This is a genomic window from Pseudomonas iranensis (assembly GCF_014268585.2).
Taxonomy (GTDB): Bacteria; Pseudomonadota; Gammaproteobacteria; order Pseudomonadales; family Pseudomonadaceae; genus Aquipseudomonas; species Aquipseudomonas iranensis.
The window spans coordinates 3,145,796-3,167,421 of sequence record NZ_CP077092.1 but is presented as its reverse complement, the minus strand read 5'-3'; the positions used below and the strand labels follow the sequence as shown (position 1 = coordinate 3,167,421).

At 51.9% G+C, this 21,626-nt stretch carries 16 protein-coding genes and 1 tRNA gene; 6 read left to right on the top strand and 11 right to left on the bottom strand.

What is annotated here, in order from left to right:
- Position 1: 1 nt before the first annotated feature.
- Positions 2-895 (bottom strand): DMT family transporter, encoded by an 894-nt coding sequence (locus HU724_RS14210; protein WP_186566834.1) that lies wholly within the window; start codon positions 893-895, stop codon positions 2-4.
- Positions 896-1,042: 147 nt separating this feature from the next.
- Here HU724_RS14210 and HU724_RS14205 point away from each other — a divergent pair, with 147 nt between their 5' ends.
- Positions 1,043-1,480 (top strand): Lrp/AsnC family transcriptional regulator, encoded by a 438-nt coding sequence (locus HU724_RS14205; protein WP_056785725.1) that lies wholly within the window; start codon positions 1,043-1,045, stop codon positions 1,478-1,480.
- Between the two features lie 58 nt (positions 1,481-1,538).
- Positions 1,539-1,868, top strand: a complete 330-nt coding sequence (locus HU724_RS14200; protein WP_024012842.1) for a YceK/YidQ family lipoprotein — start codon at positions 1,539-1,541, stop codon at positions 1,866-1,868.
- Between the two features lie 65 nt (positions 1,869-1,933).
- On the opposite strand, the gene HU724_RS14195 is transcribed toward HU724_RS14200, so the two are convergent.
- Complete coding sequence (locus HU724_RS14195; RefSeq protein ID WP_008006561.1) at positions 1,934-2,605, bottom strand: Bax inhibitor-1/YccA family protein; 672 nt, start codon at positions 2,603-2,605, stop codon at positions 1,934-1,936.
- 252 nt (positions 2,606-2,857) lie between these two features.
- Between HU724_RS14195 and HU724_RS14190 the strand changes: the two genes are divergently transcribed.
- Positions 2,858-2,947: transfer RNA gene (locus tag HU724_RS14190), tRNA-Ser, on the top strand.
- A gap of 527 nt (positions 2,948-3,474) precedes the next feature.
- On the opposite strand, the gene HU724_RS14185 is transcribed toward HU724_RS14190, so the two are convergent.
- Entirely contained in the window at positions 3,475-6,351 is a 2,877-nt protein-coding gene (locus HU724_RS14185; RefSeq protein ID WP_186566836.1) for an AAA family ATPase, read from the bottom strand.
- Between the two features lie 561 nt (positions 6,352-6,912).
- Here HU724_RS14185 and HU724_RS14180 point away from each other — a divergent pair.
- Positions 6,913-7,170, top strand: a complete 258-nt coding sequence (locus tag HU724_RS14180; RefSeq protein ID WP_217847171.1) for a hypothetical protein — start codon at positions 6,913-6,915, stop codon at positions 7,168-7,170.
- A gap of 159 nt (positions 7,171-7,329) precedes the next feature.
- Here HU724_RS14180 and HU724_RS14175 read toward each other — a convergent pair whose 3' ends face one another.
- The 6 genes from HU724_RS14175 to HU724_RS27580 all read right to left on the bottom strand — a co-directional run bounded on the left by HU724_RS14175 (position 7,330) and on the right by HU724_RS27580 (position 17,225).
- Positions 7,330-8,049 (bottom strand): hypothetical protein, encoded by a 720-nt coding sequence (locus HU724_RS14175; RefSeq protein ID WP_186566838.1) that lies wholly within the window; start codon positions 8,047-8,049, stop codon positions 7,330-7,332.
- Complete coding sequence (locus HU724_RS14170) at positions 8,046-11,447, bottom strand: hypothetical protein (protein WP_186566840.1); 3,402 nt, start codon at positions 11,445-11,447, stop codon at positions 8,046-8,048. Before HU724_RS14170 ends, HU724_RS14175 begins: the two co-directional genes overlap by 4 nt.
- Positions 11,447-12,898 (bottom strand): site-specific integrase, encoded by a 1,452-nt coding sequence (locus HU724_RS14165; RefSeq protein ID WP_225927618.1) that lies wholly within the window; start codon positions 12,896-12,898, stop codon positions 11,447-11,449. The genes HU724_RS14170 and HU724_RS14165 overlap by 1 nt, the downstream gene beginning before the upstream one ends.
- A gap of 1,571 nt (positions 12,899-14,469) precedes the next feature.
- Positions 14,470-14,688, bottom strand: a complete 219-nt coding sequence (locus HU724_RS14160; protein WP_186566842.1) for an MbcA/ParS/Xre antitoxin family protein — start codon at positions 14,686-14,688, stop codon at positions 14,470-14,472.
- A 332-nt stretch (positions 14,689-15,020) separates the two neighbouring features.
- Positions 15,021-16,163, bottom strand: coding sequence for a hypothetical protein (locus tag HU724_RS14155; RefSeq protein WP_186566844.1), 1,143 nt, complete (start codon positions 16,161-16,163; stop codon positions 15,021-15,023).
- 744 nt (positions 16,164-16,907) lie between these two features.
- A complete protein-coding gene (locus HU724_RS27580) occupies positions 16,908-17,225 on the bottom strand; it encodes a hypothetical protein (RefSeq protein ID WP_225927616.1) in 318 nt (105 codons plus the stop codon).
- Between the two features lie 516 nt (positions 17,226-17,741).
- On the opposite strand from HU724_RS27580, the gene HU724_RS14150 reads away from it, so the two are divergent.
- A complete protein-coding gene (locus HU724_RS14150; protein WP_186566846.1) occupies positions 17,742-18,161 on the top strand; it encodes a hypothetical protein in 420 nt (139 codons plus the stop codon).
- Between the two features lie 418 nt (positions 18,162-18,579).
- Here HU724_RS14150 and HU724_RS14145 read toward each other — a convergent pair whose 3' ends face one another.
- Positions 18,580-19,752 (bottom strand): phospholipase D family protein, encoded by a 1,173-nt coding sequence (locus tag HU724_RS14145; RefSeq protein ID WP_186566848.1) that lies wholly within the window; start codon positions 19,750-19,752, stop codon positions 18,580-18,582.
- Positions 19,753-19,925: 173 nt separating this feature from the next.
- On the opposite strand from HU724_RS14145, the gene HU724_RS14140 reads away from it, so the two are divergent.
- Positions 19,926-20,402, top strand: a complete 477-nt coding sequence (locus HU724_RS14140; protein ID WP_069868481.1) for a hypothetical protein — start codon at positions 19,926-19,928, stop codon at positions 20,400-20,402.
- Positions 20,403-21,115: 713 nt separating this feature from the next.
- Here HU724_RS14140 and HU724_RS14135 read toward each other — a convergent pair.
- On the bottom strand, positions 21,116-21,430 hold the full coding sequence (locus HU724_RS14135; protein WP_186566850.1) for a hypothetical protein: 315 nt from the start codon (positions 21,428-21,430) through the stop codon (positions 21,116-21,118).
- Between the last annotated feature and the right edge of the window lie 196 nt (positions 21,431-21,626).

The window sequence follows — 21,626 nt, the reverse complement described above, 5'->3', positions numbered from 1 at the left end:
CTTATTGCGCTGCCAGCCGCCGGGCTTTCCAGCCCCAACCTTGTTGCATGCCGGCGGCGGCCAGCAGGATCGCCGCCACGCCGATCCACTGGAGCAATTCGAGGCGATGGCCGAAGGCGAACCAGTCAACGAAGATCGCCGCGATCGGATAGATGAACGACAGTGCGCCGGTCAATGCCGTCGGCAATTTTTGAATCGCGCCGTACAGCAAAACGTACATCAGACCGGTGTGAACAATTCCCAGAGTCAGCAGACTCGCCCAGGCATCGGCGCCTTGCGGCAACGCATCGAAATGCGCGAAAGGCGCGAGCAACAACACACCTGTGCAGACTTGAATCATCGCAATCAGGTGCGGCGGCGTGCCGGTCAGGCGCTTGATGATCAGTGCAGCGATCGCATACAGAAACGCCGCGCCCAACGCCAGGGCAATCCCCATCAAGTAATCGTTACCCTCCTCGCCTTGCGTGCCATGGGCGCTGACGATCGCCAGCATGCCCATGAACGAAATCGCCAGCCAGAACAGCTTCTGCAGGGTAATTTTCTCGCCGAGAAACAGTGCCGCCAGACCGACCAGCATGAACGGTTGCACGTTATAGACCGCCGTACCAATGGCAATCGAGGCGCGGGAATAGGATGCGAACAGCAGCACCCAGTTGCCGACAATCGCCATTCCACTGAGCACCGCCAGCAGAAACGTTGTACGGGTCAGCATTCCCGGACGCAGGAAGCCGAACGCGGCGCAGACCAACAGCAAGGTGCCGGCGCCGAACACGCAGCGCCAGAACACCACGTCCAGCACCGGTTGCCCGGACACCAGCACAAACCAGCCGATCGTCCCCGATATCAGCATGGCGGCGGTCATTTCCAGCGAGCCGCGGCGGATTGCGTTGTCCATCATCTTCTCCTGAGGTTGTGTCTAAAGCATGGCAAAAGTATGCCAAGCGCACCTCGGGCTGCTCCAGCGCATAAAGCAGGCTAAACTCGCTTTTTGCCTTTTTTATCGAGGGAGATTTGCGCCCTTCGCCTAATCCGGAGTTTGAATGTGACTGACGATATCGATCAGATCCTCATCAGCGCGCTGATGGAAGACTCGCGGCGCTCGCTCAAAGCGCTGGCGCAGATCAGTGGCCTGTCATCGCCCAGCGTGGCCGAGCGGTTGCGGCGGCTGGAAGAACGTGGCGTGCTCAAGGGCTACACGGTAGAGATCGATCCGAAATGCTTCGGCTATCAGTTGCAGGCGATCGTTCGCGTACGGCCGCTGCCAGGGCAACTGCAGGAGGTTGAGCGCCAGATCATGTCGATTCCGGAGTTCACCGAGTGCGACAAGGTCACCGGTGACGATTGCTTCATCGCCCGCCTGCACGTGCGCTCGATGGAACAGCTCGATACCCTGCTCGACCGACTGAATACGTTGGCCGAAACCAACACCGCGATCGTCAAGAAGACCCCGGTCAAGCGGCGCCTGCCACCGATGGCGTAGGTGTCTTTTACCAATGATCAGGGTAGATTGGGGTTTTTCGCGGCTAAGGAATGGCGCTATGAAAATTCAGGCAATACTGCTCGCGGCCCTGCTGCTCGGCGGTTGTGGCACGATTCAAACGGTGGCGCGCGACGACCAGGCTGCCATTGACGGGCTCAAGCAGCAGAAAAGCTATTGCGGCGCGGTACCGAGAATCTACAGCGGCCTCGCTTATGACTTCTGCACGCTGAACGCTCCGCTGGCCTCAGGCATCGATCCCGATGATCACCGCAACGCGGCCATTCCGGTGGTGCTGGTGGACGCCGTGGTCTCCGGCGCGCTCGATACTTTGCTGCTGCCGTACACGATCTACCGTCAGCAAGTGGACGGCAGCATCGTCATCAACTGAGCAGACACCTTTGTCCAGACGATAAAAAACCCGCCGAAGCGGGTTTTTTATTGCAGCCATTACGATCAGTCGTCGCGGCTCATGATGCCGAACAGTTGCAGCAGGCTGACGAACAGGTTGTAGATCGATACATACAGGCTGATGGTCGCCATGATGTAGTTGCGCTCGCCGCCGTGGATGATCGCGCTGGTCTGGAACAGAATGCAGACCGACGAGAACAGCACGAAGCCGGCGCTGATCGCCAGTTGCAGGCCGCTGATCTGGAAGAAGAAGCTCGCCAGCGTAGCGCCCAGCAGGACAAAGAAACCGGCAGTGATGAAGCCACCGAGGAAGCTCATGTCCTTGCGGGTGATCAGCACGTAGGCCGACAGACCACCGAACACCAGTGCGGTCATGGCGAACGCCGAGCTGACCACTTCAGCGCCGCCCTGCATGCCCAGGTAACGGTTGAGGATCGGGCCGAGCAGGAAACCCATGAAACCGGTCAACGCGAAGGCGGATACCAGGCCCCACGCGGAATCACGGAGTTTGTTGGTAAGGAAGAACAGCCCGTAGAAGCCGATCAGCACCACGAAAATGTTCGGGTAGCCGACACGCATCTGCTGGGCTACGAAGGCCATCACGCCGCTGAATGCGAGGGTCAGAGCCAAGAGACCATAAGTGTTGCGCAGGACGCGGCTAACCTCTAGCTGCTCAGCCTGCACGCTGTTATTAACTGCGTAATCCTGTTCGCGCATGGCGACACTCCTGTTGGTTTGAAACGTTCAGTCGCAAAGATCATAACAGACGCTCTGTAACAAGCCATGCAGAGAGTTTGACAGTGTGTTTCATTCAGGTATTATGGCGCCCGCAACGCAAACGGAGGTGTGGCCGAGTGGTTTAAGGCAACGGTCTTGAAAACCGTCGACTGTAACAGGTCCATGAGTTCTTATCATAGGCAGTTCCCAGTTGCACCCTACTCAACGTTTCTGTTGAAGCTTCAAAAATTTGGAAGGTTGGCTGAGTGGTTTAAAGCTCTGGTCTTGAAAACCAGCGTGTGAGAAATCGCACCCGGGGTTCGAATCCCCGGCCTTCCACCACGAATTTCAAGGCGAAAGCCTCGTCAATCAAGGAGTTAGGTGATCCTAACTCCTTTTTTTGTGCCCGCAATTCTCAAGCTGATCGACCTCAAAAAATCCGCCGACCACAACAGTCTCCCCTATTGCTTACAGCATGCAACTAGATTGATTGCTCTCTATTGCATCAGGTTGCATTCTTCAATGGCTAGCGAGACTCCTTTTCCCTAGTTGCATCCTTTGCCCCCTCTGTATAACCCACCACCCTCAAAAACCAAGGCAAGCCCCAGAATCATACTCTTGGTGAATACCAGCCCGAGACCTGCCCCCCCTTTATACCTGCGATGAAAGCAGGACAGATCGACACGTGCGCTTTTAGCTTCCACTTCATCTGGGAATCGATCTGCATTCGATTTTCAAATTAGCTCGGGAATTACTCTCCGCAACACTCAACCGGCGCTGTTGCCACATCTGATACCTTAATGAACTTATGGAGGAGGCACTAACCATGCCGTTCCTAATCGCCAAATGATGGCCTGCGACATACCGCACTACGCAGGCGGTATCTCAGCCGGCAGCTCCCCGACTCGCTCGCGGTCAGCCATGCTCACTCTGCAGCGCTCGATGAACTGAAGCTCCTGGGTGAGCTCAATGGCGCGCTTCTCCAGCACCTTCAACCCTGCCCGGTGCTCTTTTTGTACCTCTTCAGGTGCTCTGGCGAGTCCTGCCAATTTCCTGCGCCCCTTCTCGATTTTTTCATCCACCTCTGCTAGATACCTTTCTCCTGACTGCTTTTTTTTGTCCATGAAAAGCTGACATTCCAGGAAACGGATCGCGTCGTAGATTTTCGAAACCTCACCACTGGTCTTGGAGTGCACAAAGTTCAGGCTTCCTTCATCAAAGGCATGGTGTTCTTGGTTTTGGCCACCCCAGTTCACCAGATCATTCTTGATGAAATTGAAATACGATAGGTCATAGTCAATGAAGGGCTCCACCAGCTTGAAGGTGTGCTCCAGGCTCACCTGCAGGTACATACTCTTCTTGAGCTGAGATTTGTTGAAGTTCGCGGTGACCTGGACGCCGTTCTCAATGCAGAACTCCAGCACCATGGACTCGAACCAGATCCGGCAATACAGCAATGCTTGCCGAACGTCGAAAACCGACAGCGCCACGTGCACCTTTTTCTGAAAACCACCGGCGTGATCAATGACCACGATGCCTTTGTTCGTGTAGCTGAGCACGTGGTTTGCGTGCTGGTCGCATTGAGGATGACGGTCAGCGATGATGCAGAAGCGCTCCCAGAAGAGGCGATCATGGGTGGTCACCACCATCTGGATCCGGCGCAGGTAGGCGTCATTGAAAAACAAGTCGATGATGTTGGATCGGTGATCCGTGTCGATCGCATTGACGACGTCATCAAAGACGATGAGCGGGAATCTGTTTTTCTCAGCCATTGCCAAAAGAATCGATAAGCCCAGCGCCCTCAGATGCCCTTCGCTGAGCACAGCAAACGCGTCCACCAGGGATCCGTCCACATTGGTGATCTTGATCCGGTAGCTCTCCGTGAGCTTTTCAAAGGCCAGCGTATCTATCTGCTCATGGTCATCGTCATGGTTATTGATCGCTCGGTAGTACTCGGCAGCCTTGGCCTCGATCCCTGTAATGCGTGCTTTTTCAAGCTCTAGCTTGTAGTCCAGCAGGTCTCCGTAGAGCACCCGGTATTCAACTTCAAGATTCCTCAGCAACTGGTTAAAGTGGCTGTTATCCACCGAATCGTTGAGCAAAGCCTTTCTCTGCCCGATTAGCGCAAGCATCCTGTCATTGGCGGTTGTGAACTCGGTTAGCGCATGGGTTTTGATGTCGAACTGTCGCTTCAGCGACTCATCAACCTGCTTGAGGTGTTCGATGAGCGCATCCAGACGAGCCGCCTGAACCTCTGCCCGATCAACCTCCCGCCACTTGCGCTCGCAGGCACGCACATAGGCCTCGATCTGGGCTGTGCTGTCAGCACAAAGTGCAATGAAAGCGTTGAGGACAGACGCCGCCACTGTCGAGCGGTCGGTGGCCATATGGAACTCTGTAAGCACCGCTTCCAACGCATCCATCGCCAGTCGGCAGGGTATATCGGCATTGGCATTAGCCTTCACTGAATTGATCCCGGTCGCGATCCTTGATGCCCAGAGGACAACTTGAGCATCATTTCTCAGCTTGGATTGCTTAAGCGCCTCGAGAGCCCCGAGCGCTTTGATCTGATCGCGAGCCCTTTCAAACGGATTCACTTTGACTTGGTCAAGTGGCGTCAAACAGGCGGGACAGGTCTGGTCAGACTGCTGCTCGGTGACTTCCACAGCTTCCAAGGCTTCAAAAACAGCGCGATAGTTAACGTCAGTGGCCCTTTGTAGAAAAAGTGTTTCGATCTGAGTTCTGCGGTTGAGTAACCGCTTGGCGATGGCAGAAGTACGTGCAACACGTTTCAAAGGAATGATCACTGGTGCCTTGGCTGCTCGCAGTCGCTCGGCCCCACGGATGTGCATGTCTATCATTTTACGCAGCCGCTGTACCTTTGGACGAATTTCGAAATCCTGATCAGGCCGCAGTCCCAATAGCTGACAGGTTTCCGAAATCGCGGCATGAAGATCTGCCCTGTGCTTGCGCCGCTGTTGACCTAGTTCTGTTCGAGCGCGCTCAAGGTTCGTCAGCGCCTCCGCTTGGTCGGCGCGCATGAATGCTTTGAGCGTAAAGCTGTCAGGGCGGACGAAACGAGAAATGACTTCCTGGAGCTCTTCTAGGCCGAACAGGGTAGCCAGGACATCACTTTCGCCACTGCCTGTGTCCTTGGAGCCCAGGAGCGAAAACTCCTGAAGGCGATTGCGATCAATGAAGCAGCTCGACCAACTGATGCTGGGCGCAATTTTGAGCTTATTCGCTCCAAAGAGAGCGAGCTGAGGCTTAGTTTCTCCACGTGCAATGTACTGCTTGACCTTAGTTTTGCGCCTGGCGGCTTCCTTGATCTCCGCAGTAGTGCAAATTTCGATGGCTTCGCAGAGCGATGATTTACCGCCACCATTGGGCGCGTAGAAAATGTTTTTTAACTTACTGAATCGAATGAACGTGCCTTTATCGTCGGCGCCATACTCCCCAAAGCCACGGAAATTCTTGACGCGAAGGTAATCCAACGCCCCCAAGCCCGAGGGTGGGATTCGATCCAGTTCAGGCTTTTTATCGAGCACTTTCTTGAAGCGGGCAGCGACACGTTGGTAGTTGCGACCCAGCAGATGATCCGACGCCGTGGTGATGTGTGACTTTATGTGGTCGGAGTAGCGGCCCTTGCTTTGGTTAGCCTGATACATGCACCAGAGAAGCGCCAAGTAAGCATCAGTGCGGCCCTCAAGGTTCTGCCTCGCAAAACTTAAAAGGTACTGACTCATCGCGCATCCTCCCTGGTGACATCAGCGTAACCTGACTGGAATTAAGAAGCCATTACCAAGCGCTCTGGAAAGGCCGGAGCTCGGATAAAATTGGACAGCCTGGGGCAAGGCAGATAGCTGAAGACCTCGTCACAGAGCACCTAAGCAATGGCTTGCTGCTACGGCTCCTTTATGACTGGTGCGCTGCTTTTCCTGGCTACCACGTTTCCTACGCGAGCAGGCGGCACAACAGTGAAGGACTTAAACTGCTGATTAGCTCATTGCGCCTCGAAGTCTCCCAATGAACTCGCAGGCTACCCTCGCCGCCTGCGCTTGGGAATCGAGCGTGCCCATCACCGCGCTTTTGAGATAACCTCAGGCAGATCGCTAAGATAAACCCACCTTACAAGTACAGATTTCCCTACCCGCAATGCGCGAACACACTATGCAAGAAAAGCTGATGCCATTTGAACTCACGATGAGGATCATCCAACTCGGGTGCTCGCACGTTTCACCAACTGAGCTGGAAGCCGATATAGAGGAAATTTTTTCGATTACATCGAAGATGAGCATAATCCGGTTGTGTCAGTAGATCTCTCCAGCCTGCCCCAGGAACACGCTGAGTCAATGTTTCATGGAATGATGCGGGCTGCTGAGCTGAATGGAATGACTGTGGGAATGCCCTTTCTTGATCGTCTTTCCGACTACGAAGGTCAAGTCGTCCCTATGGAACAGTGCGCCATCAAGCTCATCTCAAAGCATTTACTGACCAAAGTCACTGCGGACGAGCTTCCACGCACTCTTTGGGACAAGAAAATCGCGTCAGATCTAGGTTTGTGAGTCGGGGGCGGCGACCTGAAAGCACTCGAAGGAGTCGAGGTACTCGTATTGCGATCGCTCTTTCCAATGTGAACTGCTTAGAATGACCCCAAGACAATCAGTTTTTTGGTGCATGCGACATCCTGGATAAGATCGCAAGCACCCTGCCAGAATCGAAGCCTAGACCTCTAGAAACATTCCGCTTAACTGCTTTCGCATGTCGGGCGGGAGCGCCTCTTCTGCAAGACGCATCTGATCGAGTTCGGAGAGAGTGGCGATTTGCCCTCGAACACCAATGAGTCCAGCCTCATTGCCATTGGTAGCCACTTCTATATAGCGTACTGCCTTACCTAAGTTTAATCGTAGCGCTCGATATATTTTGAGCATGACAAAAATCCGCTGATTGAGGCCATCAATGATGGCCCCACCTTCTTCATAATCGCCGTTCAGTACACGCGAGCCTAACTCATCCTGAACAGAATCCATCGAGATGATCTTAGCCTTCAAAAGAGTAATTTGGGCAGCTAACCCTGCGTTCTGAGCCCGCAGTACGTCTAGATCGTCCTCAGCCTCTGTGTCTTTCACATTCGATCGAGAGACGCTGAAGACTTGCTCCACTATCTCTCGGTAACGCTCATTGCGAAGTAGGGTTACATGGCTGAAATTCCTGGGCTTTGCACTATGAAACGGCGACATGGGTGCGTGAGCCTCTGCTGCTCTTAACTGAGTAACAATCATTGCTAATGCTTTACAATACTCAGTCAAATTTCGATATTTTGATGCGTCTAGAGTCCGCGCAGCGCTGATTACAAGCCGCTCAGTCGCCTCTCCTCTTGCCGCGATGAACGGATCAAAGGTTGAGGCTTTACGAAAAGACTGATTTCGAATCTTAATATTCATCCCAGCAGCCCTAACATCACTGGAGTTGGTGCTGGAATGGCTTTATTTCGACTTTCGACGTCAGCGCAAATTTTATACACGTCAAATTCCTCGATTGCTCCACTGCTCACCATGCTAGCGAGAAGTGCCCCCATATTGTGCGCAGCCGACCTACCCGGCTGCGTGGTAATTCGTAGTTTTTCCCTAGCATCCGGGCCGTCCATTAATAGCTCGCACCTCATCAAAGCCAACTGGCTCTCCAGTTCTGGGCTGTTCAGATCTGGAAATGATTGCGCATCAACAAGACGTTTGAGCAGTTGAGCCTCTTCAGGCACGCCAAACCGAGCATATTGCTTCACTACTTCGCCGCGACGCTGCACCATCAGCCCCTTACCGTCGCCCTGTTGCGAAATCTCGATTAACTGTAACTCAACTGCCTCTAGCAGCAGCGCTTGTGTTGCGAAGTGGTCATATTCCATTTCTAACCGCTCCAAGTCTGCCGCTGCCCTATGTTCAGGGTTACGATTAAGCATCTCGCTAATCATCCTAAGAACACCCAGCATCAACTCTTTGTATTTGTCTTTCTGCGCAGAAATTGCAGGTAAATGTGCCGCCCCCCTGATCGCAAACGGGCAACCCGCACAATGGTTAGGCCCGCCTACGATCTCTATGGCTTCGATCGTGCAAATATTTCCGAACGGGCAAATATGGCTACTGTTGAATGCTAATGAAGTCGCCTCCTCTAACCGAATTAAGTCAACTCCATTTTTTGCAAACTCGCCTTTGTTATTTTTAGCGCGTTCCAGACTAAATAACCTATGCGTATCGATAGCTGAACTAGGATTGCGCTCAATATCTCGCTGAAGTCTCAAATTCATCTGAATAATGGCATTAGTCAAATTAGGAGCTAGACCATCGTTGATTTTCTCTTGATTATTTAATAGAATTTTGGCAAGAACTTGCTCAAAACCCATTTCCGGATCATCGTCACCATGAACCGCATAATAATAAACTAGCTCTTCAGTTTGACCCGTAAAATACTGCCCAACCAAGAAAGGGGGCAAGAATTTTATAGCCTCGCTCACAAAACCCGCTCGTAGCCCATGAGGGGAAATAGCACGCCTAAAGGCTTTACTAGGATGCAGACCCAGCGAAAGAGCATCATGATCTGAGATATGCTCCACCGGGTGCCCACCTTTTTTCAGCCAGACAATATCTTTCATTGAATCATCTTGAAGTCCGATCTTAATAAAATATTGCAAACAAAGAAGAAACGAAGTAAAAGAAGCATGGTTATTCCAACTGTTAATGCCCTGTTGAAGTCGGAACAACGGTCTAAATTTTCCAAAAGAAGAGCCGATAGTACCTCCGTACCAGATATCCTCTTTAAAATCTGCACTAGCGCATTTATCGTACCAATCAGCTTGCCTGTGCAATAAATCCATGACACGACGAGAAGTGATTGCACTCCACGAGGAGTGAGCCTTATCAGTCGTAACGTAAAGTGGTACCAGTGAACGGCGGCTATTTACATCTACATGGCAATCGTATTCATCTCTATCGAGCCATATTAGATGATGCTGTCGAATGCCTGTTTCGCACATTAACTGAGTAATTCTCACATCATTCATAATAATGCGAGGTTCAACACGACGCTCAATACTATCCCCGACCTTTCGCATAACCTCCATATCAGCAGCACGATAGAATCGCGGGATATACTCAAACTTAACCGGCTTTTGATCGTGATAAAAAATAGGGCAATAATTTAGAGCACTGAGATCAACACCCGCCATTTTATTTTCCCAGAACCCCCAAAGTCCAGCCCACTCGGGGAGCTGTGTCAGTTCTTCAATACTCGGATGAACGAGATTGCCATCGATAACGCCACCAACTTCCCCTTCAGCCATTTCATTGAGGTGCATAGCTAGTACCTCCAATGAATACAACATACTCATAAACGTCGCGAAATATTGCCTTGGAATCGGCTTCTTGGTAGTGCCGTAACGTTTCTTCAATCGAGGATAACAGGCCGGGCTGAAAGAATTTCGCACGCGGTCTGCATTAGCGTATCGAATATTATTTTCGACAATATGATCGAAGAAACCGTCGATCATTTTTATACGCGCATAAAGAGTCTCCGCCCCCCAACCATTGGCAGATGCGTAAAGATGCATGAATTCAACAAGCGTTTCGGGCCTCTTCTTCTTGTAAACCACCAAACCGTCTACCAGATTACGATCACCCGCGACAAAGAGTTCACAAGAAAAATCATTTAGGGTCGTAGGGTACTCACCTAAATGCCCATCCCGATCTTCGAAAAACTTATACAGATAGGATGAGACATAGGCCATCATCAACAAAAGGGGCGCCCGGGTATTTTTTTCTGATTGATATTTTTTAGAGCGTACGAAAGAACCGTAAGCGCTATTCAGAAGCTTAACGAATCCCTTAACTTGATCAGGCAATTGAGCATATGCAGCTCCAAATTTTACCTCATTTGGATCGTCCGCTCCCGGCTGAATAGAGTAGTCCACTCGCACATTTGGCATTCCACCTGCAGCCTTGATTAGTCCAGCAAGGCTGTGATCCCCTCCATGCAGAAATGTCATCGCACGCTCAAGACCCATATCAAACTGAGATCGCTTGATCTTTTCTCGCGCCACAGGGCGCGAGCGCTCCCGCTCCACTACTGCCTCAGCTCGAGCCTCAGCGAAAACTTTCGCGGCTGCCTTTTTCTGATCTTCCAAATCAGATAGAACGATAATGAAATCATCAGGGTAATAGCGACGGAACCAGTCAAGCTCTTTATCCCATTTGACGGGCTTTAGCACACGCATATCTGCTTCGGTTAAATCCGCCGGATCATAGATCGTTGTAGTCAAAAGCAGCCGAAACCAGTGCGACATCCGCAATGCACGATCGGCGTCTGACATTCCGCCCTCGTATTTCAATGACGAATGCTGATTCACGCTCCTGATACGAATCATAGAGGCACATCCTGAAGATGAAACCATACTGTCAAGGATGTCTTCTTGATGCGAAGGCGCTGTAAAGTCAGGAGGAAGCAAGATCTTCCGACGGATCCAAAGATCAATAAACACAAATCGGAAAAAAGTGTTAGCTTTCGCTTTGTCTCCAGGGCTATTAAACGGCCAGCCATCCGGAGTGAAATTACTGTTAGCTCGAATTCCGAGATGCATGATGCCTTCAATCTGCGCAGCGTTCCAATGACGGAACGCCGACATTCCCATTTTCTCAATAGGCTTAATTACACGATACACAGGACTAGCCGAGGCAGATCCTGGATATTTTCCCCGATAAATACGGGCAACAGCCCTCACGGAAATATCAAATTCAATTCCAATCTCGCCTTCGGAAACCAACCACACAGGTTTAGATTGTTGAAGGTTAATCATCAGATGTCCGCCGCAATTTCCAATTTCAAACGTTTAATTTCGTGTTCAAGGTGAGCAATTTGTGCTTGACGTACAGTTTTTATTCCACCGTGCAGTTTTGCCAAATTGATAGCGGATAGCATCGACTCCAACATCGTGGCGTCCTGGCGTGCATATTTTTTCGTAGTAGAAATTTTTACATGCCCCATGAACTCCTTTACACGAGTGATATCGATGCCGAACTGGCGACCATCGGAGTAAGGGTTTGGGCAATGGTTGACTAAATAATATCCATACATATGACGAAGACTGTGAAAGCCATAGTTACGACCCGTAACTTCAAACGCGACCTTTGAAAAGCGCTCGTACAGCGTTTGGTAGGAGTCACACATTGGCTCCCCCGAATCCAACTTTCTGAATAAAAAAGGATGCCTGACAGGGAATGGTCTTCGCTGCTGTTTTGTAAACTCCTCGACCTTATACTCAGCCAAAGCAATCCAAAACATGCTTGCGAACGGTTCAATCATAAATGTCTTAGAACTTGCTCTTCCCTTATGCGGAAGCTGATTGATTTCATGCTCGCTTAAAAAACGGATCAACTCTTCCCTACGGGTGGCAGGGTCGACAATAAGCACATGATTCATAGTGGGATTGTTAATCCTAATCTGAACATCCTTTTCAAGCATCGTTTGTGCTTCCGAGATCCGGCAGCCAGTGGCGGCTAGTAGACTCCAAAGCACTTTATCTCGCAAGGACGGAGCTCTATCGATTAGTTCTTTACACTTATCGATCGGAAATGCCTTTTCATCACCTCCAAATTCGTCTGTATAAGCGAGCTCTGATGGACGCGAGGCTGGTTTTAACCCTTTGCGCCGGATTTTCTTAGCCCCACCGGCAATGCATCCAGCCAACCAGCTATTGGCTTTAACCGCTTGGCGTACTTTCTGCGGAGACTCCATCGATACTACTTGCTGCAGGGAAAAGCCCGACATCGACGTAGATACAATATAGCCTTTGCTTTCGAGTTCCAGAAAACCATCACGAAAATATTCACTTGCAGTAATAAATCTATTGACCGCCGCCAGGTGAACGGGAATAGAACCTCCTCCAATGTTCCGATCCCCGATCACACGCGCGACCTTCCTCACCGTTTCTATGTCACTCAGTGTGCCAAAGGTTAAAAAACTCTCATAGTTTTCGAGAGCATCAAGTAAGGCTACTGGAGTCAAACCACCTGAAATGCTTGTGATTACTTGGATATAATTGAGAAAAACTTTAAGCGCATAGCAATACGTTTTAACGGTTTTATATTTTAGTTCTTTCGCCAAGCCGCGCACGAAATTGTCAAAAAAAGCGGCCTGAAGAGGATCAGTACACAGCAATCTGAACTGCTTACGACCGTCACGAACGGTAGGAATAAGCTCGACCAATGGAGCTGACAATCGAAGAAATGGCGCCACTTGCATATTCATTGCAGACCTGAAATTCACCCTACGTCCATTTATCCTTCCATAAGTCGCGGCCAGCACGCAACTTTTTTTTGCATCATTAGTTAGTCTACTGAGTGCACTAATATGGCCGGCCAAAGAACACTAAGTTTACTAATTGGCCGGCCACTACATTAAAAAATGCCACTTCGGCCGGCCGCGCAAAATCAGAATTTTCAAGCATTTTTCATTCGAATAAACAGCACTTCCATTGAGGAATTGCAGGTCGTGCCAATGGCCCTGTTGCTAGAAATCTTTCAGAAATCGAATACGGCAGACGTAATCGCGGATGATTTTCAGATTTGTGGAGTAGCGGCGCAGTCAAATCGTTTAGATCTCAACCGCATATCTCGTAATTACAAGTAAACGAAATGTCCAATGCCAATTGTGAATTGGATTCACAAGGTACGCTCACCCCATGTGACGGCCGCATTCCATCAGCAAAGTCTGGTCGTTAAGGGCTGCACAGGCAGCATACGGAATGCACCGAGACCGAAATGTTTAAATCTCGGCCGCTGGCGTATTCCGCCCGTCAAACCTAGGGAATCACCGCGATCAATCGCGAAGGCTCAACCAATTCAGAATTGGCAGGCAATGGGTACCATGAGTTTCGCGGCATTAGAGCGCTCTCTATTAACCAATGTCAGATCAACACGCTGGAGGTTGCACAGGGCCCACTAATAGTGTGACTGTTTTTGGTATCTCGCTTGAGGAGACGGCGGCTATCCAAAAATTTGCGATCACCAATTCAGAATTGGAAAGCTCGAGCTCATTAATAAGTGGCGCGCACGCCCGCTCGACCTGCATAGCTCGCAACGCGCGCCGGGCGGCGCCACACAACCGGATCCCAAGTATGAGGCCGTAGAAACGCCAGCGAGCACAGCTGGAAAGGGTGAGTTCTATTGAGAGTGTGAACATCAACGCTGCGAACCACTTCAATCCGGCAGCCCTAAAACCAAGCTTAAGACCTGTTGCCCTTCTCCGCTCAATTCAAAATGGACAATCCTGACAATCAGCTGTGCATTCTAAGAGCTGTAAACCATTCTTTGCACCGTGAGCCATCTCCACCAACAGTTTTGAAATATGGTTTACACCGACCTACTGTCAAAAAAGACGCGAGAGAAGCCTCTAAAACGACAAAAGCCCAGAAGGGGCTTTTTTGCACATGCAAAAATCCTCCGGATCGTTGCATGAGTTCAAGAAACACTTCGTACAGTTAGTACCACACCTATTGAGAGGAGCATTGCCTGGGTCTTTATACCGTACATAGATACAGCATAGCAGCCCCCCCCGCTACGAGTCGGTATTGACCACACTCATCAGGCGGATCAATAGAAGGTAGCCCGCCCTCCTGCACATGCTCTGGCTTTCGGGTTAAGCGATATAATGCGAGCGGACTACGAAAAAGGGGCATGGTTCATTCCCCATGGGGTAGACCAAGCGTGAGCACTGACACTCCGGCAGCATCCCCCACGCAGATACCTTTCGCTTGGCTTTAAGGCCACTGACAGCCCGCGATTCCTAATTTCCAGCTAGATGGCATTGCTCGAAGCCACTCATGCAACAAACCCATGCTCCAATCGCCTGATAAACTGGATAACCGTGTCCGTCTCCAGCCTGGTCGTGACCATAGCGGCAGGAGCTTTGCCACCAAATGCTTTTACCGGACGTGACATCCAGTGCATGGCTGCGTCGATATCGCCGCCATACAAGCGCTTCACGGCGTCGAGCACTTCCAAATAACGGGCTTGTTGATCGGGGGACAAAGTGCTCATGAGTACGCTCCTTCTGCGGCCTGATCCTAGACTACACCATCGCCATCCGCTCACTGCCTCCCCCTTATAGGCGAGCCTGGTGCCAGTTTCAGGCGTGCCTATTACTACAATCCCTGCAGGTGGTTACGTTGGCCTGAGGCTGGCGTCTCAGAAAATGTGTAAACCAGTTTTCTGACGTGTAAAGCCCGGTGGTTTACACATCAAAAAATTGGTTTACACACCAGGTCGAGGGCGGTTTCAAGCTAGATCATCACTTCTCTCCCGGATTCCCTCCCCGTATCCCACTGCGTATCAGCACGCGTTGACTCAAGTCCACAACACCATGGTTTCCGTCATTCGCATGCGCGCTGCAATCGCTCAGCAAACAGAGGCAGATAAAGCTCAGACTCGGCTATTTGCCACCAAACCTTGTTCTCATCCTGGTCGGTGAAGGCCAGCAGATCGTGCGCCAGAAAGACCTCGAAGCCCGCCCTCGCGACCTTATCTTCGGCGGTGAACTCGTAAAAACCGGCTTGGGCAAGTAGCTTTTTGACGATCAGCGGCAGCAACCAAGCGGAGAAAATGAGGTGGTTATGGCGAGGCCAGATGCTTCCCTTCTCACCATTTGCGGGGCCATGAGCTGCGGCGTTACGAGCGGCACAGAAATCGTGAACCCAGGCGTCGAGCGGGCGATTTACGTGCTTGTCCCAGTGCTTGCACCACCACTGTTCGTCCAGATTACCCTTATGCCAGATGGGCGGGTTCGGTAGCTCGTCGAAGTGTTCGTTGATGGCTCTCCGGAAGGCAGCTTTGTCATGCGGAACGTCAAGCACCGTGTCTATGGCGACCCGCATCAGGATCAGTTCGGATCGTTCATCTATGGATGACGCATCGGTATTGGCTCTGAGGAAGGAAACGACCGCTTCGTCGATGCGTTCCTTAAGTTCTCCAACAGGTAGCTTGAGTAGTGCTTCAAACAGTGGGATGTCGAGCGTAATCCGCGAGCTGCTGTCGACGTGGTACGGCCGAATGAACTTGAGCCCTCCACTGCCCGCCAGCATGTTTTGTGTCCCACCGTCACGCCGACGCGTGGTCACACAGGAATGAGCCGGTGACGCGACATCAAACCGCTGCGCAACGACTTGGAGTGTGTCGGCGTTGCAATAGTCGGAAGTTGAGCACAACGACCGACCTACCAGGGCAGAGAATGCGAGATACGAACACTGAACCAGTCGCTGCTGGATCTGGGCATCCGAGGCGTCAAGGCCCGGTTTGTCTTCGTCCCAAATGATGACCGCGGCTTGCTGGATCGGCTGTGAAGGCTGAGAACCGAAACCTCTGTCGCCGTAGTTGCCTAGTACGCCGTCGAAAGCTTCCTGCGGTATGCCCAGCAACTCACCCGGAAGTCGACCTCGCTCATAAGGGATCAAGCGTAGGTCTGCGATCCGCAGCTCTTTGGCAGCAGATACCCACGGTAGAAAGAACACGACTGCCATAGCCCCTCGCTTCACTTGGTCATAAGATTGAAGAATCTTAGCTTAGTGGTGAGTGATCAAATGGGACTGATTTCTTCCGCAGGGCTGAATGACTAATACCATGTCGAAGCCGAAGATTTCTAAAATGAAAAAAGACCCGAAGGGGGCTTTTGTGTGCGTGCAAAAATCATCCTGATAGTTACACGAGTCCGAAAAGGCACATCTGAGAGTCAGTACCACATCTATTAGATTGGAGCACTCCCCGGACTTTTATACTGTATATAAATACAGCATAAAAGTCAACCTCCGTTACAAGCCACGACCGAACCTACTGACGATGCGGATCAATACACGTGGCAGCCCCTACTGCACACTCTCCAGCTTTCGCGTGAGCGTAATGAGGGGAGCGGAACACAACCAGGGCGGCATCTTGAAATACCAAGACGCCAGCTTTATCGCGGGAAACCGTGATACAAAGTCTGCTGCCAACCTTACCAGGACAAGCTACTCATGAAAGGGCTAAGGACAGCCGCTGAAGTGCTTGAGCGCCTCAGCCATAACCAGGATGCGTTACGCGCCGCCGTCGAAGAGCTAGCCAAATGGGTTGGTGATCGAGGAGCAAGCAGTGTGGTGGGAAATGTGAATGGTGCTCTGACGACTCTCGACGACAACATCGACGCCGTGCGACAAGGCATCGCGGAACTAGTAGCGGCGAGCGTCAAGCAATAGGTGGGCTCAAAATCTGTGCCTCTGCGCGCATGATCCCTACGGCTCGGGCAGTGAGCGGTACCACTCAGCATAGGGCGTGTTAACAGCCTTGTGGCGGTTGTAGTCCGGGCTGCCGTCGCTCCGCCATACCGGGCCCCTCTCCCCTAGTGCCCTTTTCGCCTGATCTACTTCTGCTCGAGCGGTGCGCATCTGATCTGCATGATTTGTTGCCTTCGCTACTTTGACGGCTCTCCGCGCCTCCATCAACATCTGCACCAACTGCTGGCGCTGGTCATCAGATAGCGCGGGATTGCTGCTGCGCCATAACTGACCTTTGACTACGAAGTAGCGACCGTCTGGTGTCGTATGGCGCATCAAGCAGATCTTGTGAGCTGATACTTCAAAGACATCACAGACGACTCACAAGCTGCACCGGTGAGATATACGGATCGCTACATGGCATTAATCGTCAATCGATAAAGTGCTTGAAGCCACGCTGACCCAGTAAGCAAGACGGGGGGGGAAGTTCTCATCAGTCCTTAGGAGTACATCTGTACTCCATCACTATTCCGGTCACTAAGTCCCTAACAACCTCCACTCGTGACTAGGGCAAGCATGCACGTGGGCGCTTTGTTCGCGATCACGTATCGCGGTGAAGCCAGACCCAGGAACACCCGAGGGCTGGACACGGCCTGCAGCACGGCTGTTGTGATCCATGCCCTGACTGCGTCTGGGTCTTGGCCCTCCGGGCTTACATCCTCGTGCTAGCGCACTCCGTTTGGCTCATGGCTTCGATTCATGAGTGCCCGGGCAGACATCATGCGACGCGTTGCGGCGACGCTTGCTCCATGGGCATCATGAAATAAAACAACAACAATAAAGGCAGTTCCTATGACCTCCCCGATCGCCACCGTATTCGCCTTCATCCCGCAGCAGACTCGTGCCTCGAAAGCTCCCCGATGTAGCGACAAGCTGGACAGCCAAGTGGTATCGATCTTCCAGGCGATTGGTATTTCCTATTCGATCCTGGACAGGATGATTGCCCACGACGCCGGCTGTGCAAATGCGGCTGCGGAATTCTTCGTTACAACGCTTATGAAGGACGGCTGGTCATCGAACACATCGCACCGGTTGGTGACAGAAACCGGCTGGCAGCACCGGATGTATCGAGCATGGAGCGTTTTGAACGCCGAGAACCGCGGGATCGCAACGGCGCTCGACTATGAGGTGTACCAAAACTATTGGCCAAATCTGGAGTTTTGCGCGGATGGGTTTGAAGGGAAGATGGAGCGTTGGATCGCCTGGGCTTGAAGGCGACGCACTGTAGATCGCTTGCTCGGTCACCTGTCACTGACAAGGCACTTTGAAAAATACGAGCCCCCTACTCTCCTGAGCGCTCAAGCCTCGGTCGAGCAAGCTCATGGCCGGGGAAGTGCTTAATCCAGTTGATCCCTCCGGTTCGAAATGATCGGATACCAGTCACGGAAAGCCTGCACGCACGATCACACTCAACACTAGGCAGGCCACCTGGGAAATTGCACCTGACTTGACCTAGCGTTTTCATCCCACTTGACCACCTGATTGCATTCGACTTGACCAGCCATTTGCATCGGGCTTGACCAGCGCACGGGTACGCCTTGACCGGCAGGTATCGACCCATTGCAGCCCTTCGGCATCGAAGATATCCGCCGTTAGCTGCTATCAGGTTGCAAGCAGATGTCGAGCCCTTTCAACCATCCAGGGTGCTAGCGAACCAGATGATGCAATCGAGCTCGGCCAGATTTGCTGCTGGGTAGCCATCTGCCCGCTTCAGAGCCGCACGGAGAAGACGAGCACAATCGACGTAGCGCTCTCCCTTGCTGAGACCTCTTGGGAACGTAATGTCCAGACCTTCAAACCAGCCTCGTATTGGGCGATTTAATACGTAGTAGTGTTTCGGGAAAAACTGACAGAGCATCTCGGAGAACAACGCGCCTCTAGTTGTCAATCCTATTGACGTGAGGCGATTTACCTCCTGAATCACTACTCGGTCACGACCTGCGAACGGGGCGTCGAGCACCCGAATAAGGCTTTTTGAGAATTCGCGAAAGTCGCTATTACGACCCGTACGCTCCCACCCTTTGCCTTGAAAGCGACTTCCCTGTTCCCCCATGTACCACAATGCACAGAGGTTGTTGTAGAAATCATCAATTCGAGTCTGGTTCCAGATCCTGGCCTTGCTTGTACTACGAATCAGCGACACCAAATTGGTCTTATTCCTTCTAAAAGCTTTCATCTGGTCGCGCCGCCGAGTGAGGTACGGCTTATAACCTTTGAGCTTGCGTATTGCCGGCAGTGGCAGGTGATATGCCTCTTGGGTTTCTTTGGGGTCATCCGCTTTCGAGCCACCCGCGTTCGCAGGTTGGCGAGCCTCCTGATACCTATCAAGCCAAGTTTCATTCAGGGTCACGCTCACTTCGAAAACTCTTTCGATCCACTCAGACGCCAGTTGAAACTGCTCGTCAGATATGCAGGCGAAACCGTTGGCCTCGAAGTTCGTGGAGAATGCTGCCTTGGTCAAGTTGGAGGATCCAAGCAGCGCGTAGCACTTTCCATCGTGCTCACGCCAGAACATTGCCTTCGGATGAAAGCCATTGATCGACTCCGCTACCATGAACTCTTGATGGCGGTCGGCTGGGAGCCATTCCATGACGGCCCGACAGGCGCTCTTGCGGGTGATGCCAAAATCTTTTCCGACGATGAAAAGGAAAGACTCACATTGGTCGCCAAGCGACTCTCTAATACCCCACTCAGTAAGGTAAGCACTTACGATGTATAGCTCTTTCGAGCGGCTCAGTGCGCGGTGGTAAATTCCATCGAGGCTGAGATTCTCGGAGTTTTTCGGAAGCAGAATCAGTTCCATATGACGCCTTATCAAGTGTGGTACGAAATTTAGGTACGCCCTTGCCGCGTCCATAGATTGTCCGCTCTTGGCCGTTGGCAGCCTTGGATCGGAGCTCCAAGAAGATGATAGCCTTTTGCCGTATAATGATGCACCGTTGCCACCTTTGACCATCATCTCCAAGGACTACCGAAGTGAGCAGTACGCGATTCGTAGGGAATGCTAAAGAGCTGAAAAGCGCCCTGAACGACAAGGCAGACAGCATCGTAATCACCGATCGCAAGCTTGCTTTGGCGGTACGTGTGATCAAGTCCGTGACGTACACGAAACTTGCATTGATAGCAGGCGGAGCAGGGGTAGCCGCGGCCAGCTTCTGGAACCCGGTGGGGGCTATTTCTGGTGGTGTTGCCGGAGCAAGCGGTCTGGTGGCCTTCGGAGCTGCTGCGGGTGCGGTAGGCGCTACCGGTATCAGTGGCGGCGCAGCTGCGGTTGCCGTTGCTGCGCTTGCCACCGTCGGCGTGCTTGGACTGGCGGCGATGGTCATGCATAAGGACTATGCGCTTTCGATCGATGGCGGCGCCAATGGCAAAGTCACCACCACTGACGACAAGCCCGATGTGAATGGAAAGTTCTCATTCAAGATGACCCTGAAACGCAACGGCAGCAACTGAGGGGCAAGAGGGAGGCTGCCTTGTGAGGCGCCCGCTTCCGACCCGAAACGGACGTTCAACTACAGGCAAAGGCTTCCCAAAATGAGTCCTGCATGGACTGGGAACTGCAAATTATCCATCCTGATAATGAATGGGCATGAAGCGCACAGGAAAGGATGATCATGACTGGGCTTACGCGGGAAAAAACCCTACGACCATTGCCTTCGTAGTGAATTGCTATCTGAGCAACGCGATCAGTACGCTGGAGCTACAAACGTGGGCGGCTGATGTTGCAGGATCAGGGGCAGCGCATCCCGACTACTTACTAGCTCTGACTACTTTTGACGCTCCGCGCTTCCACGTTTAGGAAGCCTTGGGTTTTAGCCCTAGCCGAACATTTTCAGCCGAAGAAAACGATGCGATTTATGGCATTGCATACCTCCGTGACCGCGAGGTATATGAATCCGTAGATAAGGCCCGAGCGTTACAGGCCTTGCATCAAAACCCGAGTGATCGTACGGAATTTGCAGCCGTTTTTCCGTTCCTGCTTCGCGGGTAAACCCGCTCCCACAGCGTTCTTGCCAGCCTCGAAAATGAGCAAGAGCAGCACTTTCGCAATGGTCATTAACGGTCAGTCGCGAATGGCTGCTAACGACACATAGCTGCCTCTCAGCAGCTAGCAGGTGAAGTTCACTGATAGGAGGCGAGAGCACATCCGATATCAAGCATATTTTTCAATATGCCTCGCCTTCATCGCCTTCAACACTTGCTGCAAGTGCTTTCGCAATTTCCTTGGCCTTTATGATTGCTGCATCACTGTAGACGAAGGAAATCATCCCCCTGCGATAGTCAAAGAAATACTGCTGCTGTGTTAGTGGAGAGGTCCAAGTTGCTGAATTCTTCCCGCTGAAAACAATGGCCTCACCCGTGACAGGATTCCTGCGAGTTAACTCGTTTTCTAGCTTAAATGATGGGTCACTGGCGCAAAGTAATCGCCATTCTTCAAGAGCGATTTCCGTCGATCTGACAATGTGAATTTCGTAGGCCAAAGTTGTGCCGGCTCCTGACCTTTAGCTGCATGAAGGCTTTGTGAGACACCGGAATGTCGGCGACGTCGAGGCTAACGACCGACGGCATATGTGTCCAGTGACTTCTGCTAGATGTTTTTTGCCCGTTGCCACCGGTTGCGTCTGGCCGGTTACTGCCCCTTGGCGAAAGGCCGCTTCGGGTCGATTTCTGCCGGTC

Coding starts and splice junctions, on each gene's coding strand:
- HU724_RS14185 (WP_186566836.1), bottom strand. CDS start 6,351: ATGAGTCAGTACCTTTTAAGTTTTGCGAGGCAGAACCTTGAGGGCCGC.
- HU724_RS14155 (WP_186566844.1), bottom strand. CDS start 16,163: ATGGCAGTCGTGTTCTTTCTACCGTGGGTATCTGCTGCCAAAGAGCTG.
- HU724_RS14160 (WP_186566842.1), bottom strand. CDS start 14,688: ATGAGCACTTTGTCCCCCGATCAACAAGCCCGTTATTTGGAAGTGCTC.
- HU724_RS14200 (WP_024012842.1), top strand. CDS start 1,539: ATGAAAATTCAGGCAATACTGCTCGCGGCCCTGCTGCTCGGCGGTTGT.
- HU724_RS14170 (WP_186566840.1), bottom strand. CDS start 11,447: ATGATTAACCTTCAACAATCTAAACCTGTGTGGTTGGTTTCCGAAGGC.
- HU724_RS14150 (WP_186566846.1), top strand. CDS start 17,742: ATGACCTCCCCGATCGCCACCGTATTCGCCTTCATCCCGCAGCAGACT.
- HU724_RS14175 (WP_186566838.1), bottom strand. CDS start 8,049: ATGAATATTAAGATTCGAAATCAGTCTTTTCGTAAAGCCTCAACCTTT.
- HU724_RS14195 (WP_008006561.1), bottom strand. CDS start 2,605: ATGCGCGAACAGGATTACGCAGTTAATAACAGCGTGCAGGCTGAGCAG.
- HU724_RS14210 (WP_186566834.1), bottom strand. CDS start 895: ATGGACAACGCAATCCGCCGCGGCTCGCTGGAAATGACCGCCGCCATG.
- HU724_RS27580 (WP_225927616.1), bottom strand. CDS start 17,225: ATGCGCCATACGACACCAGACGGTCGCTACTTCGTAGTCAAAGGTCAG.
- HU724_RS14145 (WP_186566848.1), bottom strand. CDS start 19,752: ATGGAACTGATTCTGCTTCCGAAAAACTCCGAGAATCTCAGCCTCGAT.
- HU724_RS14165 (WP_225927618.1), bottom strand. CDS start 12,898: ATGAATATGCAAGTGGCGCCATTTCTTCGATTGTCAGCTCCATTGGTC.